Origin of the sequence: Streptomonospora arabica (assembly GCF_039531585.1) — a bacterium.
Taxonomy (GTDB): domain Bacteria; phylum Actinomycetota; class Actinomycetes; order Streptosporangiales; family Streptosporangiaceae; genus Streptomonospora; species Streptomonospora halophila.
In genome coordinates, this window is sequence record NZ_BAAAQI010000015.1 from 21,866 (window position 1) to 39,452 (window position 17,587).

A 17,587-nucleotide genomic window follows, 5' to 3' on the forward strand; every position below is an offset into this window, starting at 1 on the left:
TCCGGGGCCGGTGCCGGGTGCTTCGCTCGCTACTGGGCGATGTCCAGGCGCAGCGCCTGCGCGCCGCGCAGGTAGACGTGCTGGAGGTCGGCGCGCGGCCGCTCGGTCTCGATGTGGGCCATCAGGCGCACGACGCGCGGCAGCGCGCGGGGGACCGCGATCTCCGTGGCGCACATCAGGGGGACCTCGCTGAAGCCGAGCTTGCGCGCCGCCAGCGCCGGGAACTCCGACGTGAGGTCGGGAGTCGAGGTGAACAGCACGCTGATCACGTCGTCGGTCGTCAACGCGTTGCGCCGGAGGACCTCCGACACCAGCTCGGCCGTGGCCTCCAGGACGAGGTCGCGCTCATCGGCGTCGACCTGCACAGCGCCCCGGATCGCTCGTACTGCCACTTTCGCCCGTCCTTCTTCGTCGTCGTAGGGCGGCCCGGCCGCACCGACGGGCGCAGCCGCCGGCGGGGCCAGGCCGCACGTGGCGCCCTGGTCAGAGTCCCGCGGTGGTGTACAGCTCGCTGACCTCCTCGGCCGTCAGCGCGCGCATCGTGCCCGCCTTGAGGGTCTTGATGCCGACCGGGCCGATCTGGGTGCGGGCCAGGTCGTAGACCGGGTGGCCCACGGCCTCCATCAGCCGCCGCACGATGTGCTTGCGGCCCTCGTGCAGCCTGACCTCGACCAGCGCCTGCGGCTCGCCGTTCTCGACGACGCGGAAGGAGTCGACCTCGACGGGGCCGTCGTCGAGGTCGACGCCGCCGCGGACCTCGCGGACGACCTCGCGCGGCACCGGGCCGGGCACCTTGGCGACGTAGGTCTTGACCACCTGGTAGCGGGGGTGGGTCAGCCGGTTGGCCAGCTCGCCGTCGTTGGTGAGCAGGATCAGGCCCTCGGTCTCGGTGTCCAGGCGCCCGACGTGGAAGAGGCGCTCCTCGGTGCCGCCGGTGTAGTCGGCCAGCGTGGGGCGGCCCTCGGGGTCCGCCATCGTGCTGACGACGCCGCGGGGCTTGTGCAGCGCGTAGTAGAGCTTGTCGGGCGAGACGACGACGCGCATGCCGTCGACCCTGATCTCGGAGTTCTCGGGGTCCACGCGCGCGCCGAACCGGCGCACGGTGTGGCCGTCGACACTGACCCGCCCGGCCACGATCAGCTCCTCGCTGGCCCGCCGGCTGGCGACGCCCGCCTGGGCCAGCGCCTTCTGCAGCCGGATACCGCCGGGGACGTCGGCGTAGGCGTCGCGGTCGTCGCCAGGGCTCTCCTCGTCGGCGGGGTCGAACTCCGAGCGCAGGGTGTTCAGCCTGGCGCGGGCGGCCGGCGAGAGGTCGCGCTCGGCGGCGCCGCCGCCCCGGGGCACGCGGCTGTCGCGGGAGTCGCGCGGCGCGGGGCGGTCGCCCGAGGAGCGGGCGCCGCCGCGCTCCTGGCGCCGGGTGTAGACGCGCGGGTCGCGCCGCTCGCCGGGGTTCGAGCCGCGGGACTCGCGGGATCCGCGCGAGCCGCGTGTGTCGCGTGTGTCGCGTGTGTCGCGTGACTCGCGCGGAGCACGGGCGTCGCGGGAGTCCGGCGAGCCGCGGCCGGTCCCGCTGTTCTCGGCGCGCGCGCCGGAGCGCTGGGCGCGCTCGGCCTCGTTGCGCAGCGCGGGGTCGCGGTGGTTGCCGCCGCTCTGCTGCCGACGACCCGGTCGCTCGCTGCTCTGGCGCCCTCGGCGGTCGTCGGAGCCGCCACGGGGGGCCGAGCCGCGGCCCGCCGCCTGGCCCTGGCCGCGCGGGGCGGAGCCGCTGTCGCGGCCCCCGCTCTTCCCGGGCTTGCCGGCCTTGTCGGACGTGCCGCGGTTGTCGGGGTTGCGCTGGTCGCCGCGCTCACCGCGCGGGGCGGACCGCCCGCGCTCCGCGCGGCGGTCGTCGGAGTCCCGCACACCGCGGGACCGGGAGTTCTTACGTGGCGTGTTCACCGGTGTCGTCAAAACCTTCGATGTCGTCAGGCAGGAAAGGGGCGAGATCGGGAAGTTCGTCCAGGTTTCGCAGTCCGAGCCGCTCCAGGAAGTACCCGGTGGTGCGGTAGAGGTGCGCGCCCGACTCCGGGTCCTGCCCGGCCTCCTCGATGAGTCCCCTCAATACGAGGGTACGCATAACACCGTCACAGTTCACACCGCGCACAGCCGAGACCCGGCCGCGCGAGACGGGCTGGCGGTAGGCCACCACGGCCACGGTCTCCAAGGCGGCCTGCGTGAGTTTGACCTCCTGGCCCTCCTTGAGGAAGTGCTCGACGACGTCGGCGCACTCCGGGCGGGTGTAGAAGCGCCATCCGTCGGCCACCTGGCGCAGGTCGAACCCGCGCCCCTGCTCGGTGTACTCGCGGGAGAGCCCGGTGAGCACCGCGGCGACCTCCTCGACCGAGCGGTCGAACGCGCGGGCGAGATCGTACACGGGCACCGGCTGGTCCACGACCATGAGCACCGCCTCCAGGTCGCGCCGCAGCCGGGCGCCGCGCCCGTCCCCGGCGGACTCCGCCTCCGCGCGCTCCGCGGTACCGCCTTCACCGGCCGGCTCGTCCTGTGCCGCCGGCCGTGCCCACGCGCCGGGCCCGGCCTCCTCGGCCGCGGACCCGGTCCGCTCCTGCTCTGCCGCGCTCACGCTTCCTCCTCGCTGTCCTGTCCGTGCCGGTCGAACTCGTCGGAGACGTCGACCTCGCCCGCGACGTCGCCGGTCCAGTTGACCGTCAGCTCGGCGAGCGGTTCAGGCTGGTCGAAGCCGACGCTGGCCGCGCGGTAGAGCTCCAGCAGCGCCAGGAACCGCGCGACGACCTCGAAGGTACCCGTGCAGTCCGCGGTCAGCTCGGCGAAGGTGAGGGCGCCGTGCTCCCGCAGCGCCCGCACCACGATCTCCGCCTGCTCGCGCACCGAGGTGCGCGTCTGGTGGATGTGGGTGACCGGGACGCTCGGCGGCTCCTTGGGCGTGAACACCCGGGCCGCCAGCATGGCGAACTCCTGCGGGCCGAGCTTGATGAAGACGTCGGGGCGCGCGTCGGCGAAGCGGTCCTCCAGCGGGACCGCCCGCGGGAACCGGCGCCCCTGCGCCGCGAGCCGCTCGGCCAGCAGGGCGGCGACCTCCTTGTAGGCGCGGTACTGCAGCAGCCGCGCGAACAGCAGGTCGCGGGCCTCCAGGAGCGCGAGGTCGGCCTCGTCCTCGATCTCGCCGCGCGGCAGCAGCCGCGCCGCCTTCAGATCCAGCAGCGTGGCCGCCACCAGCAGGAAGTGGCTGGCCTGGTCCAGGTCCCAGGACTCGCCGTGGGCCCGGATGTAGGCCATGAACTCGTCGGTGACCTTCGACAGGGACACCTCGGTGATGTCGAGCTTGTGCTTGGAGATCAGCCCCAGCAGCAGGTCGAAGGGTCCCTCGAAGTTGTCCAGGTGGACCTGGAACCCGCCGTCTGCGGCCTCCTCCTCAGTCGCCATACGGCGGGTTCGTGTCAGGTCGGCTCATCGTTCCAGGTTGCCACCGCCGCGGCGGTGGGCTGTTCAGTTGGTGTTCAGGCGCTGCACGAGCATGCTCGACTCCCCGTGCTCCTCGAAGTCGGCGAGCAGCACCGCCACGGCCTCCCGGACGATCCGGCCGCGGTCGGCGGCCAGTCCGTGGTTGCCGCGCAGCGCCAGCCGGGTCTGCTCCAGAGCGAGCAGCTCGGGCGCCGATATGTAGACGGTGATCTTCTCGTCGTGGCGCTGCCTCCCGCTGGGCCGCGGCGGGCTCGCCTGGATCCCCCGCGGTGCGGGCGCCTGCGCCGGCGCGTACGCCGCGGAGCCGTCGGCCTGATCGGCCTCCGGCTGTCCCGGTGTCGGCGGCTCCGCCGTGGCTGTGGAGTGTGCGGGCTCGGGGTCGACGGGGTCGGATGAGCGGAAGAACAGCTCGTCGGCCCCCGGCAGGGTCACGCGTGACCGCTGTTTGGCCACCGGGCCAGCACCTCCTTCGCGAGTCCGCGATAGGCGTTGGCCCCGGCCGACGAGGAGTCGAACCGCGTTATCGGCTCGCCCGCGACGGTGGCGTCGGGGAAGCGGATGGTGCGGTTGATGACGGTGCCGTAGACCTTGTCGCCGAATCCGTCGATGATGGTGGCCAGCACCTCGCGCGCGTGCAGCGTGCGCGGGTCGTACATCGTCCCCAGGAATCCGTCGATCACCAGGCGCTCGTTGAGCCGCTCCTGTACCTTCTGGATCGTGTCCATCAGCAGCGCGACGCCGCGCAGCGCGAAGAACTCGCACTCCAGCGGCACGATGACCCCGTCGGCCGCAGTGAGCGCGTTGACGGTGAGCAGCCCCAGCGAGGGCTGGCAGTCGATGAGCACGACATCGTAGTCGTCGATGACCGGGCGCAGGGCGCGCGAGAGCATCTGCTCCCGCGCCACCTCCCCCACCAGCTGCACTTCGGCCGCGGACAGGTCGATGTTGCTCGGAATCAGGTCGAGGCCGTCGATGTCGGTCTTGAGCAGGACGTCCTCGACGGCGACGTCGCGTTGCATGAGCAGGTTGTAGACGGTGAGCTCCAGCTCGCGCGGGTCGAGCCGCCCCAGGCCCACCGACAGCGCCCCCTGGGGGTCGAAGTCGACGAGCAGCACCCGTCTGCCGTACTCGGCTATCGCGGCGCCGAGGTTGATGGTGGTGGTGGTCTTACCGACTCCACCCTTCTGGTTACACAGTGCTACGATCCGTGCCGGGCCGTGGCTGTCCAGCGGCTCGGGATCCGGATAGTCCGGCTTAGGTCTGTTCGCTTGCAGTTCGGCCCCCGTGCTGCGCATTTCCCCCCATGGGCTGCTCGCCGGGGAGTCCGGCATGTGTTCGTCGATGGGCGCCCCCGGCCCCTCATCGTCGTACTCCGACCAGCTCACAACCCTTGACCTCCCTACGGACCGGACTGTGCGGACGTCGCGGCGCCCGCCGACCCACCGGCCGTCGGAAAAACTCAATATGTCGACAGCGACCAGCTGTCGTGCCGCGACTCTAGAACTTCCGCGCACAATCATTCAACGCGACACTCTACGGGGTGGGGCGGCCGCCGGTGCGCGAAGTCCCCGCCGCGGCGGCGGGGAGTGCTCACCGGACCGCGTCGGCACGGGGATGGCTGGCGGCGTAGACCTCGCGCAGCCGGTCGACGGTGACCATCGTGTACACCTGCGTCGTGGTCACCGACGCGTGCCCCAGCAGCTCCTGCACCACGCGCACGTCGGCGCCGCCGTCGAGCAGGTGGGTGGCGAAGGAGTGGCGCAGCGTGTGCGGCGAGACGTCGCTCAGCCCGGCGCGCTCGGCGGCGGCGCGCAGCACCGCCCAGGCGCCCTGGCGGGTCAGCCGGCCGCCGCGGGCGTTGAGGAACAGCGCGGGCACGCCGCGACCGGACGCGGCCAGCACCGGGCGCGCGCGGACGAGGTAGGCGTCGAGGGCGCCGCGGGCGAACCGGCCGACGGGGACCAGCCGCTCCTTGCCGCCCTTGCCGCGGAAGCGGACCGCCGCGACGCCGTCCTCGGGCTCGGGCTCGGAGTTGGGGTGCTCGCCCGGGCGGGGCGCGGCGGCGCCGAGGGCGACGCGGGTGATGTCGTCGACGTCCAGGCCCACCGCCTCGGAGATGCGCGCGCCGGTGCCGTAGAGCAGTTCCAGCAGCGCGCGGTCGCGCAGGGCACGGGGATCGCCCTCGGCGGGCACGGCGCCCAGCAGGGACTCGATCGCCTCCAGCGACACCGCCTTGGGCAGCCGCCGCGCGGGGGTCGGCGGGCGCACGCCGCCGGCGGGGTCGGTCGCGGCCAGTCCTTCGCGCAGTGCGAAGCGGTGCAGCCCGCGTACGGCCACGACGGCGCGTCCGGCGGAGTTGCCGCCCAGCGCAGGGTGGTCGGCGTCGCCCTCGCGCAGGCGGCGCAGGAACTCGGTGACGTGCTGCTCGGTGACCGCGGCCAGGGACCCGACGCCGCGTCCGGCCAGGAAGTCCAGGTAGCGGCGCAGGTCGCGGCGGTAGGAGGAGAGGGTGTTGGCCGCCAGCCCGCGCTCGACCGAGAGGTGGTCGAGGTAGCCGGACAGCGCCGAGCGCAGCGCCGCGGCGGGCTGCGGGCGGGCGGAATCCTGTTCTGGGGCCACCGTGGCGATCACCCGCCTTCCGCCGCGTCCGGGGGTTTCGGGGGCGATCATGCCACACGGTGACGACATCGGCGGCCCGACACGGCGATACCCCCAGCAACCCACGCGAGAGGACCACCGGCGACAAGCCGCCCAATGGCGCCGATCCGGACATCGCGCCGTGTTTCCGCCTCCCCCGGCCGGGGTGCGCTCCGCGGGCCGCGGCCGGGGGAGGCCTCAGGAGCCGATGCCGGCCGGCCTCAGCGAGGCGAAGGAGTCGCGGGCGGCGCGGGCGGCGGCCAGCACCCCGACGACGGTGGCGCCGTTGTGCAGCCGCCCGGCCATCACGGCCTCGGCGGCCTCGGCCAGCGGCACCCACCGCAGCTCCATGTCGGTCTCCTCGTGCACGCGCTCGAACCCGATCTCGTCTGCGTTCAGCCGGGTCGGACCGCGGCCGAGGAAGACCTGGATGCGTTCACTGGAGAAGCCGGGCGAGGGGAAGAAGTCCGCCAGCTCGTACCAGTCCCCGGCCGCGAAGCCGGCCTCCTCGCGCAGCTCCCGCTGGGCGGTGGCGAGCGGCGGCTCGCCCTCCTCGTCGCGCACTCCTGCGGGCAGCTCCCACAGGCGGTGCCCCACCGGGTGCCGGTACTGGCTGAGCATCAGCACGCGCTCGTGGTCGTCCAGGGCGAGTGCGGCGACGGCCCCCGGGTGGTCCAGGTACTCGCGGGCGACGACCTCGTCGCCGTCGGGACCGGGCATGTGCACGCGGTCCACGCGCGTGGCGGTCTTCGCACCGCGGTAGGCCACCTCGCTGCCCTCGACGCGCCAGGCCTCGGGGCGGTCGGCCGGGACGGCGCCGGCACGGGTACCGGTACCGGTGCCGGCCGCGGACGGTGCGGGCTCCCCCGGCCCGCGCACGCCGCTCACGCCCACTCGGCGGCGTCGGCGGATCCGTCGAGCGGAGCCGCGGCGGCCCCGGCCGCGCCCTTCCGGACGTGCTCCAGGGCGGCCGAGACCAGGCCGCGGAACAGCGGGTGGGCGCGGGTGGGCCGGGAGCGCAGCTCGGGGTGGGCCTGGGTGGCGATGTAGAAGGGGTGCTCCTCGCGCGAGAGCTCCACGTACTCCACCAGGCGGCCGTCGGGCGAGAGCCCCGAGAAGACCATCCCGGCGTCCTCCAGGCGGCCGCGGTAGGCGTTGCCGACCTCGTAGCGGTGGCGGTGGCGCTCCTGTGCGCGGGACTCGCCGTAGAGCTCGCGGGCGATGGAGCCCTCGGCCAGCTCCGCGGGGTACAGCCCCAGCCGCATGGTGCCGCCCATGTCGCGCTCGCCGGCGACGACGTCGGTCTGGTCGGCCATGGTCGAGATGACCGGGTGCTCGGCCTTGTCGTCGAACTCGGCGCTGTTGGCACCCGCCAGCCCGGCGGCGTTGCGGGCGTACTCGATCACCATGCACTGCAGTCCCAGGCAGATGCCCAGCAGCGGCACGCGGTTCTCGCGTGCGTAGCGGATGGCGCCGAGCTTGCCCTCGATGCCGCGCACCCCGAACCCGCCGGGGATCAGCACGCCGTCGGCGCCGCCCAGCTCGCGCTCGGCGCCCTCGGGTGCGGCGCAGTCGTCGCTGGCCACCCAGCGCAGGTGCACGCGGGTGTTCTCGGCGAACCCGCCGGCCCGCAGCGCCTCGGTCACCGACAGGTAGGCGTCGGGCAGGTCGATGTACTTGCCGACGAGCGCGATGGTGACCTCGTGGTCGGGCTGGTGCACGCGGCGCAGCAGGTTGTCCCACTCGGTCCAGTCGACGTCGCGGAAGGCCAGGCCCAGGCGGCGCACGACGTAGGCGTCCAGGCCCTCGCGGTGCAGCACCTTGGGGATGTCGTAGATCGAGGGGGCGTCGGGGGTCGAGACCACGCCGCCGTCGTCGACGTCGCACATCAGGCTGATCTTGCTCTTCAGGCTCTGCGGGATCGGCCGGTCGGAGCGGCACACGATCGCGTCGGCCTGGATGCCGATGTTGCGCAGCGCGGCCACCGAGTGCTGGGTGGGCTTGGTCTTCAGCTCGCCCGAGGGGCCGAGGAACGGCAGCAGCGAGACGTGCAGGAAGAAGCAGTTGTCACGGCCGATCTCGTGGCGGATCTGGCGCACCGCCTCCAGGAACGGCTGGGACTCGATGTCGCCGACCGTGCCGCCGATCTCGGTGATGACCACGTCGACGTCGGCGGAGTCCATCGCGTAGATGCGCGCCTTGATCTCGTTGGTGATGTGCGGGATGACCTGCACGGTGTCGCCGAGGTAGGCGCCCTGGCGCTCCTTGGCGATGACGCTGGAGTAGACCTGGCCGGTGGTGACGTTGGCCGAGGCGGACAGCTCGGTGTCGAGGAAGCGCTCGTAGTGGCCGATGTCGAGGTCGGTCTCGGCCCCGTCGTCGGTGACGAACACCTCGCCGTGCTGGAACGGGTTCATCGTGCCCGGGTCGACGTTGAGGTAGGGGTCGAGCTTCTGCATGGTGACGCGGAGGCCACGCGACTTCAGCAGCCGCCCGAGGCTGGATGCGGTCAGGCCCTTGCCCAGACTGGAGGCGACCCCGCCAGTAACGAAAAGGTGTTTGGTGCTCGCGGCGGTTGCCAAAGGTTGCTCCCGTGGTCGTACGTCGACGGGCCGTCCGTTTCGGATCGGAGGGCCCGTGCGGTGCCCGGCGCCGGAGGGGGCTCGCCCCGTCCGCGACCTCGGACTCCACGGGCCACCAGAATAACAGCGCCGCGCACCCGCCCCGATACGCACCCGACCGGCACGGGCCCCATGGTGAGGCGCCTGCCCTGGTCCGACGCCGGCTCCGCGCGTGCGCCGCCCGCAGCCGATACCCCGGGCGCGGCGGCGAGAGAGCGGCCGGGCGGCGGCCCGGGCGAGTGCCGCCGGGTGCCGGACGGGGACCGCGGACCGCGCCTCTCCCGGGGCCGGAACCGGCCACGCCGGTCGGCGCGGAGGGCGGCGGCGGGAGCGCGGACGGCTACCGCCCGCCGGAGGGGAAGACGCCGGCGCGCCCCAGGAGCGCCGTAGGAGGCGCCCCCAGGAGCGACCCCAGCCAGATCCCCGCGCGGGCCGTCTCGGTGACGTCGACGCCCGTGTGGAGGCCGCTGCGTTCGAGCTGGAAGGCCAGATCCTCGGTGGCGATGTTCCCGGTCGCGCCGGGAGCGAACGGGCAGCCGCCGAATCCGCCGACGCTGGCGTCCAGCACGGTCACCCCGTGCTCGACCGCGGTGTGGGCGTTGGCGTACCCGGTGTTGCGGGTGTTGTGGAAGTGGCAGCGCAGCCGCGCGCCGCCCGCCACCTTCCGCACGCGTTCGACCAGGTCGGCCACCTGCCGGGGCACGCCCACGCCGATGGTGTCGGCCAGGGCGATCTCCACCGCGCCGGCCTCGGCCGCGCGCCGGGCGACCTCGACCACGCGCTCGGGGTCGGTCTCGCCGTCGAACGGGCAGCCGAAGGCGGTGGAGACGGTGGCGCTGATGGGGACCCCGGCGTCGGCAGAGGCCGCGGCGATGCCGGCGAACGCGTCGTTCATCTCCTCGACCGAGCAGCCCTGGTTGCGCCGGCAGAAGCCGTCGGTGGCCGGGATGGCGACGTTGACCTCGTCGACGCCGGCCTCAAGCGCGCGGTCCAGGCCGCGCCGGTTGAGCACCAGGCCGATGTAGGAGACGCCCTCGCGGCGCGGCACGGCGGCCATGACCTCCTCGGCGCCGGCCATCTGCGGCACCCGCCGCGGGTTGACGAAGCTGACCGCCTCGATCCGGCGGGCGCCCGCCGCCAGCAGCCGCTCGATCAGTTCGACCTTGCGGGCCGGCGGCAGCGGCGTCTCCTCGTTCTGCAGCCCGTCCCGCGGCCCGACCTCGACGATCTCCACCTGCTGCCCGGACATTGCGCCACTTCCCGTCTCGACGTCGGCGTGCGGGCGCGTGCGGCGCACGCGCCCGCACGGCCCAGGATAGTGCGGCCGCCGCGCACCGATCGGCGGTTCGGCCGATCATCCCATCCCTGCGGGCGGAACTCACCGGCGCCGTCCGCCCGGACCGGGTTCCGGCGACGGGGGCACGCGCCGCCCCCTCCCCCGCTCAGCGCAGCGCCAGCGAGGGGCGGACCTCCCAGGTGGTCCACACCGGGCGGTAGCCCATGCGGTTCCAGAAAGGCCCCGAAAGCGGGTTCATCATCGCGTAGTTGAGGACCGTCACCTGCACGTTGTGGGAATCCAGCGCCTGGTGCGCCTCGTTGACCAAGGCCGTGCCGATCCCCCGCCCGCGCTCGTCCTCGGCCACCACCCCGTAGCCGATGTGCGCGGCCGGGGCCGCCCGCACCAGCGGGGCCGCCCACCGGGCGCGGTCGGGCGGGGAGACCCAGACCAGGCCGACCGCGCGGCCGCGCCGTTCGGCCAGCCACACCCAGGAGGGCGAGCGGCCCAGGGCGCGCGCGGCGACGCGGCGGGTCTGCTCGGGGGTCTCCGGCTGGATGAACACGCCGCCGAAGAACTCCTCGTAGCGGTGCTCCTCCATGAGCAGGCTGACGATCGGCGCGAGGTCCTGCATGTCGGCCAGCCGGATGGTGACGTCGCGCGGCGGCAGCGAGGGGGGTACCCCGCGGCGCCGCTCGCGGGCGGCCAGCACGCTGTAGGGCTGGAGGCCGTGCGCCTGCAGCGCGGGCACGCCCACGACGTCGCGGGCCGGCCAGGTGAGCTGGGCGGCCGACTCCGAGCCGGTGCCGGTGGGCAGCTGGCGCAGCTGGTCGCGCCAGCTCGACAGCAGCGAGTCCAGGGCCCGGCCGGGGTCCGGTCCGCCGACGACGGGGGTCAGCCAGTGCTGGTCGGCCATGCCCCAGGTACGGCCGACCTCGCCGGGCTGGTGCCAGGAGTAGCGCATGGTGCCGGTGGCGACCGGCCGCCCGGCCTCGTCGCTGACCGTCAGCAGCGGATAGGTGCTCTTCCGCGGGCGCGTGGGCACCGGCAGCAGGGGGTCGGCCTCGCGCCAGCGCGTGGCGGCGGAATCGACGAGCAGGTCGAACTCCGCACCGCTGCCGGGCATCTCGTCATTCCGCACCCGGGCGACATAACCGCCCATCCCACCTCCCAGGCCGCGCATACCCGCACTCACCCGCCCTCGGCTCCGGCGCGGCTGTCGGGAGCCGATCAGTGGTCACGTACCGTTGCAACACGGACACAAAGACCGTAGCGCCTCAAGAGTCACTTCGCTCGCGATTGCGACAAGAGTTTCCCCGATCGTTTTGAAATTGACGCTGTGCAATTTCACGGGGGCAAAGCCCGGTGGGTCCAACGGTAACCGATTCGGGCCGGGTTGCGGCTGTTGGGGCGATCCTACGACCCCGCCACGGCATGCGGCGGCCCGCCGCCCCGCTCACGGGCGGCGGACCGCTGCGCGGATGCGCTCAGCCGACTCCGGCGGCGTCCATTCCGCGCAGCTCGCGCTTGAGTTCCTTGATCTCGTCGCGCAGCCGGGCGGCGAGCTCGAACTGCAGGTCGGCGGCCGCCTGGTGCATCTGCTCGCCGAGCTGGTCGATGAGCTGGGCGAGGTCGGCCCGCGGCATGCGGGAGATGTCCTCGGACCGCTCCGGGCCCGCCTGCTTCAGGGAGGGCACCGGCGCCTTGGTCTGCCGGTAACCGGAGCCGATCAGCTCCTCGGTGTCGACGTCCTCGCGCGCCAGCGAGTCGAGGATGTCGGCGATCTTCTTGCGCAGCGGCTGCGGGTCGATCCCGTTGGCCTCGTTGTAGGCCAGCTGCTTGGCGCGGCGCCGGTTGGTCTCGTCGATCGCGCTGCGCATGGAGTCGGTGACGTTGTCGGCGTACATGTGCACCTGGCCGGCGACGTTCCGCGCCGCGCGCCCGATGGTCTGGATCAAGGCGCTGGAGGAGCGCAGGAAGCCCTCCTTGTCGGCGTCGAGGATGGCCACCAGCGAGACCTCGGGCAGGTCGAGCCCCTCGCGCAGCAGGTTGATGCCCACCAGCACGTCGAACTCGCCCACCCGCAGCTCGCGCAGCAGCTCCACCCGCCGCAGGGTGTCGACCTCGCTGTGCAGGTAGCGCACGCGGATGCCCATTTCGGCGAAGTAGTCGGTGAGGTCCTCGGCCATCTTCTTGGTCAGCGTGGTGACCAGCACCCGCTCCCGGCGCTCGGCGCGCTCGCGGATCTCGTGCACCAGGTCGTCGATCTGGCCCTCGGTGGCCTTGACGACCACCTCGGGGTCGACCAGCCCCGTCGGTCGGATGACCTGCTCGACGACGTCGCCGCCGCTCTGCCGCAGCTCGTAGTTGCCGGGGGTGGCCGAGAGGTAGACCGTCTGCCCGATGCGCTCGACGAACTCCTCCCACTTCAGCGGGCGGTTGTCCAGCGCCGAGGGCAGCCGGAATCCGTGGTCGACCAGGGTGCGCTTGCGCGAGGCGTCGCCCTCGTACATGCCGCCGATCTGGGGCACGGTCACGTGGGACTCGTCGACGACCAGCAGGAAGTCCTCGGGGAAGTAGTCCAGCAGGGTGTTGGGGGCGCTGCCGGGATCGCGGCCGTCGAAGTGGCGCGAGTAGTTCTCGATGCCCGAGCAGCTGCCCACCTGCCGCAGCATCTCCAGGTCGTAGGTGGTGCGCATGCGCAGGCGCTGGGCCTCCAGCAGCCTGCCCTGGCCCTCCATCTCGGCGAGGCGCTCGGCGAGCTCGGCCTCGATCTGGGAGACGGCGCGCTCCATGCGCTCGGGGCCGGCGACGTAGTGGGAGGCGGGGAACAGGTACACGTGGTCGTCCTCGCCCAGGACCTCGCCGGTCAGCGGGTGCAGGGTCAGCAGCCGCTCGACCTCGTCGCCGAACATCTCGATGCGGATGGCGAGCTCCTCGTAGACCGGGATGACCTCGACGGTGTCGCCCCGCACGCGGAACGTGCCCCGCGTGAAGGCCGTGTCGTTGCGCGCGTACTGCATATCGACGAGCTTGCGCAGCAGGTCGTCGCGGTCGACCTGCATGCCGACCTCGAGCTCGGCCATGCGGTCGACGTACTCCTGCGGCGTGCCCAGGCCGTAGATGCAGGAGACCGAGGAAACCACGATCGTGTCGCGCCGCGTGAGCAGCGAGTTGGTGGCCGAGTGCCGCAGCCGCTCGACCTCGTCGTTGATCGAGGAGTCCTTCTCGATGTAGGTGTCGGTCTGGGGGACGTAGGCCTCGGGCTGGTAGTAGTCGTAGTAGGAGACGAAGTACTCGACCGCGTTGTTGGGCAGCATCTCGCGCAGCTCGTTGGCGAACTGGGCCGCCAGGGTCTTGTTGGGCTGCATGACCAGCGTGGGCCGCTGCAGCTGCTCGACCATCCAGGCCACCGTGGCGGTCTTGCCGGTGCCCGTGGCGCCCAGCAGCACCGTGTCGCGGTCGCCGGCCCCGACCCTGCGGCTGAGCTCGGCGATGGCCGAGGGCTGATCGCCCGCGGGGGTCATGTCCGACACGACCTCGAACGGCGTCTTCTTGCGCTGGATGTCGCTCACCGGCCGCACGTCGCCTCAGCTCCCCTCGCGTTCCGGATGTCTCCCCCACGCTATAACCACCCACTGACAACACGGCCCACACGCAGCGGATTCCCAGGTCAGCCGATACAGGACGGCTCACGGCCCCGCTCTCTCCACCGGCGTCAGGCCGCCATCGCCGGTACGCCGGGGAGGTCGGCGAATCGGGCCTCGGCATCGCGGCTCACGAGCGTGCGCCGGTTCCACGGGTGGGCCGCGATGTTCAGGCCGCGGGCACCGCGCGGTGTGCCCTCGCGCCTGATGCGAGCGATCAGCCCGGCAGGACGGTCCCGCCGCAGGCGTGCGGCCGCCCGGCGCGGGCTCCCCGGTCAGGCCCGCTTGCTCAGGTGCTCCCACACCTCGGCCACCCGGCGGTCCAGATCCTCGGGGGTGCCGGAGTTGTCGACGACGACGTCGGCCTTCGCGCGGCGGCGCTCGCGGGTGGCCTGGGCCCTGATGCGGGCGCGGACCTGCTCCTCGTCCATGCCCCGGTCGCGCACCACGCGCGCGACCTGCTCCTCCTCCGGTACGTCGACGACCACGACGACGTCGTAGAGGCCGCCCAGGTCGTTCTCCACCAGCAGCGGGACGTCGTAGACCACGACGGCGTCGGAGGAGGCGCCCGCCATCAGCTCCTCGGTCCGCCTGCCCACCCGCGGGTGGACGATGGCGTTCAGCTTGGCCAGGCGCGCGGAGTCGGAGAACACGATCCGCCCCAGCTTCGGGCGGTCGAGCCGGCCGTCGCCGGTCAGCACGTCTTCGCCGAACTCCGCGACGATCTCCTCCAGCCCCGAGGTGCCCGGCTCGACGACCTCGCGGGCGATCCGGTCGGCGTCGATGACCAGCGCGCCGTGGCGGGCGAGGCGCTCGGCCACGGCGCTCTTGCCGGAGCCGATGCCTCCGGTGAGTCCCACACGCAGCATGGCGGCGACTCTAGACGGTGGCGGGCCGGGGCTCGCGGCCGGGGACCGCTTTGCGCATGTGGACCAGGGCCAGGTGGTCGGACATGCGTTCGCGGCCGGTCTCGGTGTAGCCCAGGCTCCGGTAGAGGCGCAGGTGGGCCTCGTTCTGCTGCCCGGTGAAGACCGTGAACGCGGCGAGGCCGGGATGGGCGTGGGCCATCCGCTCCTCCAGGGCGCGCACCAGGGCCCGGCCGATGCCGCGGTGGCGCCGGTCGGGCGCCACGCAGAGCCGGTTGAGGAGTCCGGTGGCGTCCTCGGCCCGTCCGCGCACCGCGCCGACGATCCGGTGCCCCTCGACCGCCGTGAGCACGTGGCCGGCGCCCTCGACGGCGCGCCGGACGTTGTCGGCGGTCTCGGCCAGCGGCAGGATGAACGGGTCGCCGTAGAGCTGGGCCTCGTCGACGAACGCCGCCCGCTGCAGGGTCCAGATCTCGCCGGCGTCGTCGGCCGATGCGGCGCCGATGACCGGCTCGGGCGGGATGGGCATCGCTGCTCCGTTGCGGGGTCGGTGGAGGCGGCTGCGGCGAGCATAGCGAAGGGCCGCCCCCGTTTCCGGGAGCGGCCCTTGGCGATTCGCGTGCCGACCGTGCGGCCGGGGGCGTCAGCCCTCGGAGCCGCCGGCGAGCTTCTCGCGCAGCGCTGCCAGCGCCTCGTCGGAGGCGAGGGCGCCGCCGGTGTCCGGCTCGGCGGCGGCGGGTGCGCTCGGGGCCGCAGCGGGGGCTTCGCCGCCCTCGTACGGTGCCTCGGCGCCGGCCTCGGCCTCAGCGGCCTGGGCCTCCTCGACCTGCTTGCGGTGCGCCTCGAAGCGGGACTGCGCCATGGCGTACTGGCGCTCCCACTCGTCGCGCTGGGTCTCGTAGCCTTCGAGCCACTCGCCGCTGTCGGGGTCGAAGCCCTCGGGGTACTTGTAGTTGCCCTGCTCGTCGTAGTCGGCCGCCATGCCGTAGAGCGTCGGGTCGAAGTCGACCTGGTCCGGCGAGACGCTCTCGTTGGCCTGCTTCAGCGAGAGGCTGATGCGGCGGCGGTCGAGATCGATGTCGATGATCTTGACGAAGATCTCGGTGCCGACCTGGACGACCTGCTCGGGGATCTCCACGTGGCGCTCGGCGAGCTCGGAGATGTGCACCAGGCCCTCGATGCCCTCCTCGACGCGGACGAACGCGCCGAAGGGGACCAGCTTGGTGACCTTGCCGGGAACGACCTGGCCGATCTGGTGCGTGCGGGCGAACTGCTGCCAGGGGTCTTCCTGCGTGGCCTTGAGGGACAGGGAGACGCGCTCGCGCTCCATGTCGACGTCGAGGACCTCGACGGTGACCTCCTGGCCGACCTCCACGACCTCGCTCGGGTGGTCGATGTGCTTCCAGGACAGCTCCGACACGTGGACGAGGCCGTCGACACCGCCGAGGTCGACGAAGGCGCCGAAGTTGACGATGGAGGACACGACACCCTTGCGGATCTGGCCCTTCTGCAGGGTGTTGAGGAAGGTCTGGCGGACCTCCGACTGGGTCTGCTCCAGCCAGGCGCGGCGCGAGAGCACGACGTTGTTGCGGTTCTTGTCGAGCTCGATGATCTTGGCCTCGAGCTCGCGGCCCACGTAGGGCTGGAGGTCGCGCACGCGGCGCATCTCCACAAGCGAGGCCGGAAGGAAGCCGCGGAGTCCGATATCGAGAATCAGACCACCCTTGACGACCTCGATCACGGTGCCGGTGACGACGCCGTCCTCTTCCTTGATCTTCTCGATCGTGCCCCAGGCGCGCTCGTACTGCGCGCGCTTCTTGGACAGGATGAGGCGGCCTTCCTTGTCCTCCTTCTGGAGGACGAGGGCCTCGACGTGGTCGCCGACGGTCACGACCTCGCCCGGGTCGACGTCGTGCTTGATCGACAGTTCCCTTGACGGGATAACACCCTCGGTCTTGTAGCCGATGTCGAGCAAGACCTCGTCTCGATCGACCTTCACGATGGTGCCCTCGACAATGTCACCGTCGTTGAAGTACTTGATGGTCTCGTCGATCGCCGCGAGGAAGGCTTCCTCGGACCCGATGTCGTTGACCGCTACCTGGGGTGTCGAGGTTACCTCTGTGCTGCTCGTCATGTGTGGGTGGACTCCGGATACGGACATTGGCAGAATAGGTGCGCCGCGGATTCACGCGGCCGAACAGCACCTCCTGAGACGACCTCGGGCTCCGAGCCGAAGCTCGGACCTCTCAGCGAATCCCCGGATGCCGACCAGCCGCCGCGCCCCCGATAGCCCCGGGGGGTCGAGTCGAGTATGCGATCTGGTCTGTCACACCGGCACGATCTCCGAGGTCGAGTTGCGCACGCGAGTCCACAACGCTCTTGCCACAATATGAGACGCGGCCCTCCAGGTCAATCGGAAGCGGCCCGACAAACCGGTCTCCGGGGCAACCTGCGCATGCTACCGGCGCGGCGCGCACCGCGCCCCTCGGGGGCCGCGACCGGCCGGGGCCCGCACCGCCGCGCGGTCGCCCGGCCGGGTTCGGCCGGGCGTGTCAGTCCTCGCCGCCGCGCCCGCGCATCCGCTTGACCTGCGAGCGCCGCTTCTTCGCGGCGAGCCGGCGCTCGGTCGAGCCGCGGGTGGGGCGGGTGGCCCGCCGCGACCGGGGGCCGGGGGCGGCGGCCGCGGCGAGCCGCGCGGCCAGCCGCTCGCGGGCGAGTTCGCGGTTGCGCAGCTGGGAGCGGTGCTCGTCGACGGTAACGGTCAGCACAGTACCGTTCAGCCGTCCCGAGAGGCGGCGCAGCGCGCGCTCGCGCTGGTCGCCGGTGAGCGACTCGGTGGCGGCGACGTCCAGCGACAGCGAGACCCGGGTGTCGGCGGTGTTGGCGTGCTGGCCGCCCGGGCCGCCGGAGCGGGTGAACCGCCAGGCGAGCTCGGCCTCGCGCAGCTCGACGGGCGGCTCGCCGCGCCGCGAAGCGCCGGGCCCGCGCCCGGGTGCCGACATGGTGCACGCCTCCTCGATGGACGTCCCCGCTCGCGCGCCGGTGCGGCGGGCGGGTGGG

At 72.8% G+C, this 17,587-nt stretch carries 16 protein-coding genes; all 16 read right to left on the reverse strand.

The window, feature by feature from the left end; genetic code table 11:
• Positions 1-29: 29 nt before the first annotated feature.
• The gene (aroH, locus tag ABD284_RS19945) at positions 30-392 is read right to left on the reverse strand and encodes a chorismate mutase (RefSeq protein ID WP_344145710.1); all 363 of its coding nucleotides are present in this window, start codon (positions 390-392) and stop codon (positions 30-32) included.
• A 91-nt stretch (positions 393-483) separates the two neighbouring features.
• Positions 484-1,938, reverse strand: coding sequence for a pseudouridine synthase (locus ABD284_RS19950; protein ID WP_344145713.1), 1,455 nt, complete (start codon positions 1,936-1,938; stop codon positions 484-486).
• Positions 1,922-2,464 carry an SMC-Scp complex subunit ScpB gene (scpB, locus tag ABD284_RS19955; protein ID WP_344145962.1) on the reverse strand — a complete coding sequence of 181 codons (543 nt, stop codon included), beginning with the start codon at positions 2,462-2,464 and terminating at the stop codon, positions 1,922-1,924. Before scpB ends, ABD284_RS19950 begins: the two co-directional genes overlap by 17 nt.
• Before the next feature lie 152 nt (positions 2,465-2,616).
• A complete protein-coding gene (locus tag ABD284_RS19960) occupies positions 2,617-3,441 on the reverse strand; it encodes a segregation and condensation protein A (RefSeq protein ID WP_344145716.1) in 825 nt (274 codons plus the stop codon).
• Positions 3,442-3,504: 63 nt separating this feature from the next.
• Positions 3,505-3,933 carry a hypothetical protein gene (locus tag ABD284_RS19965; protein WP_344145719.1) on the reverse strand — a complete coding sequence of 143 codons (429 nt, stop codon included), beginning with the start codon at positions 3,931-3,933 and terminating at the stop codon, positions 3,505-3,507.
• A complete protein-coding gene (locus ABD284_RS19970; RefSeq protein WP_344145722.1) occupies positions 3,909-4,865 on the reverse strand; it encodes a ParA family protein in 957 nt (318 codons plus the stop codon). Before ABD284_RS19970 ends, ABD284_RS19965 begins: the two co-directional genes overlap by 25 nt.
• Before the next feature lie 205 nt (positions 4,866-5,070).
• Complete coding sequence (locus ABD284_RS19975; protein WP_425573289.1) at positions 5,071-6,099, reverse strand: site-specific tyrosine recombinase XerD; 1,029 nt, start codon at positions 6,097-6,099, stop codon at positions 5,071-5,073.
• Positions 6,100-6,315: 216 nt separating this feature from the next.
• Positions 6,316-6,996 (reverse strand): NUDIX domain-containing protein, encoded by a 681-nt coding sequence (locus tag ABD284_RS19980; RefSeq protein ID WP_386699311.1) that lies wholly within the window; start codon positions 6,994-6,996, stop codon positions 6,316-6,318.
• A gap of 5 nt (positions 6,997-7,001) precedes the next feature.
• On the reverse strand, positions 7,002-8,699 hold the full coding sequence (gene pyrG / locus ABD284_RS19985) for a CTP synthase (protein WP_344145725.1): 1,698 nt from the start codon (positions 8,697-8,699) through the stop codon (positions 7,002-7,004).
• A gap of 379 nt (positions 8,700-9,078) precedes the next feature.
• Positions 9,079-9,987: a hydroxymethylglutaryl-CoA lyase gene (locus ABD284_RS19990; RefSeq protein WP_344145728.1), complete on the reverse strand. Its 909-nt coding sequence runs from the start codon at positions 9,985-9,987 to the stop codon at positions 9,079-9,081.
• A 193-nt stretch (positions 9,988-10,180) separates the two neighbouring features.
• On the reverse strand, positions 10,181-11,176 hold the full coding sequence (locus tag ABD284_RS19995; protein WP_344145731.1) for a GNAT family N-acetyltransferase: 996 nt from the start codon (positions 11,174-11,176) through the stop codon (positions 10,181-10,183).
• A 325-nt stretch (positions 11,177-11,501) separates the two neighbouring features.
• Complete coding sequence (gene uvrB / locus ABD284_RS20000) at positions 11,502-13,598, reverse strand: excinuclease ABC subunit UvrB (RefSeq protein ID WP_344145734.1); 2,097 nt, start codon at positions 13,596-13,598, stop codon at positions 11,502-11,504.
• 338 nt (positions 13,599-13,936) lie between these two features.
• Entirely contained in the window at positions 13,937-14,530 is a 594-nt protein-coding gene (gene coaE, locus ABD284_RS20005) for a dephospho-CoA kinase (RefSeq protein ID WP_344145737.1), read from the reverse strand.
• Between the two features lie 10 nt (positions 14,531-14,540).
• Positions 14,541-15,056, reverse strand: a complete 516-nt coding sequence (locus tag ABD284_RS20010) for a GNAT family N-acetyltransferase (protein ID WP_344145740.1) — start codon at positions 15,054-15,056, stop codon at positions 14,541-14,543.
• 114 nt (positions 15,057-15,170) lie between these two features.
• The gene (gene rpsA, locus ABD284_RS20015; protein ID WP_344145743.1) at positions 15,171-16,661 is read right to left on the reverse strand and encodes a 30S ribosomal protein S1; all 1,491 of its coding nucleotides are present in this window, start codon (positions 16,659-16,661) and stop codon (positions 15,171-15,173) included.
• A 418-nt stretch (positions 16,662-17,079) separates the two neighbouring features.
• Positions 17,080-17,529, reverse strand: coding sequence for an alternative ribosome rescue aminoacyl-tRNA hydrolase ArfB (arfB, locus tag ABD284_RS20020; protein ID WP_344145746.1), 450 nt, complete (start codon positions 17,527-17,529; stop codon positions 17,080-17,082).
• Positions 17,530-17,587 lie beyond the last annotated feature (58 nt).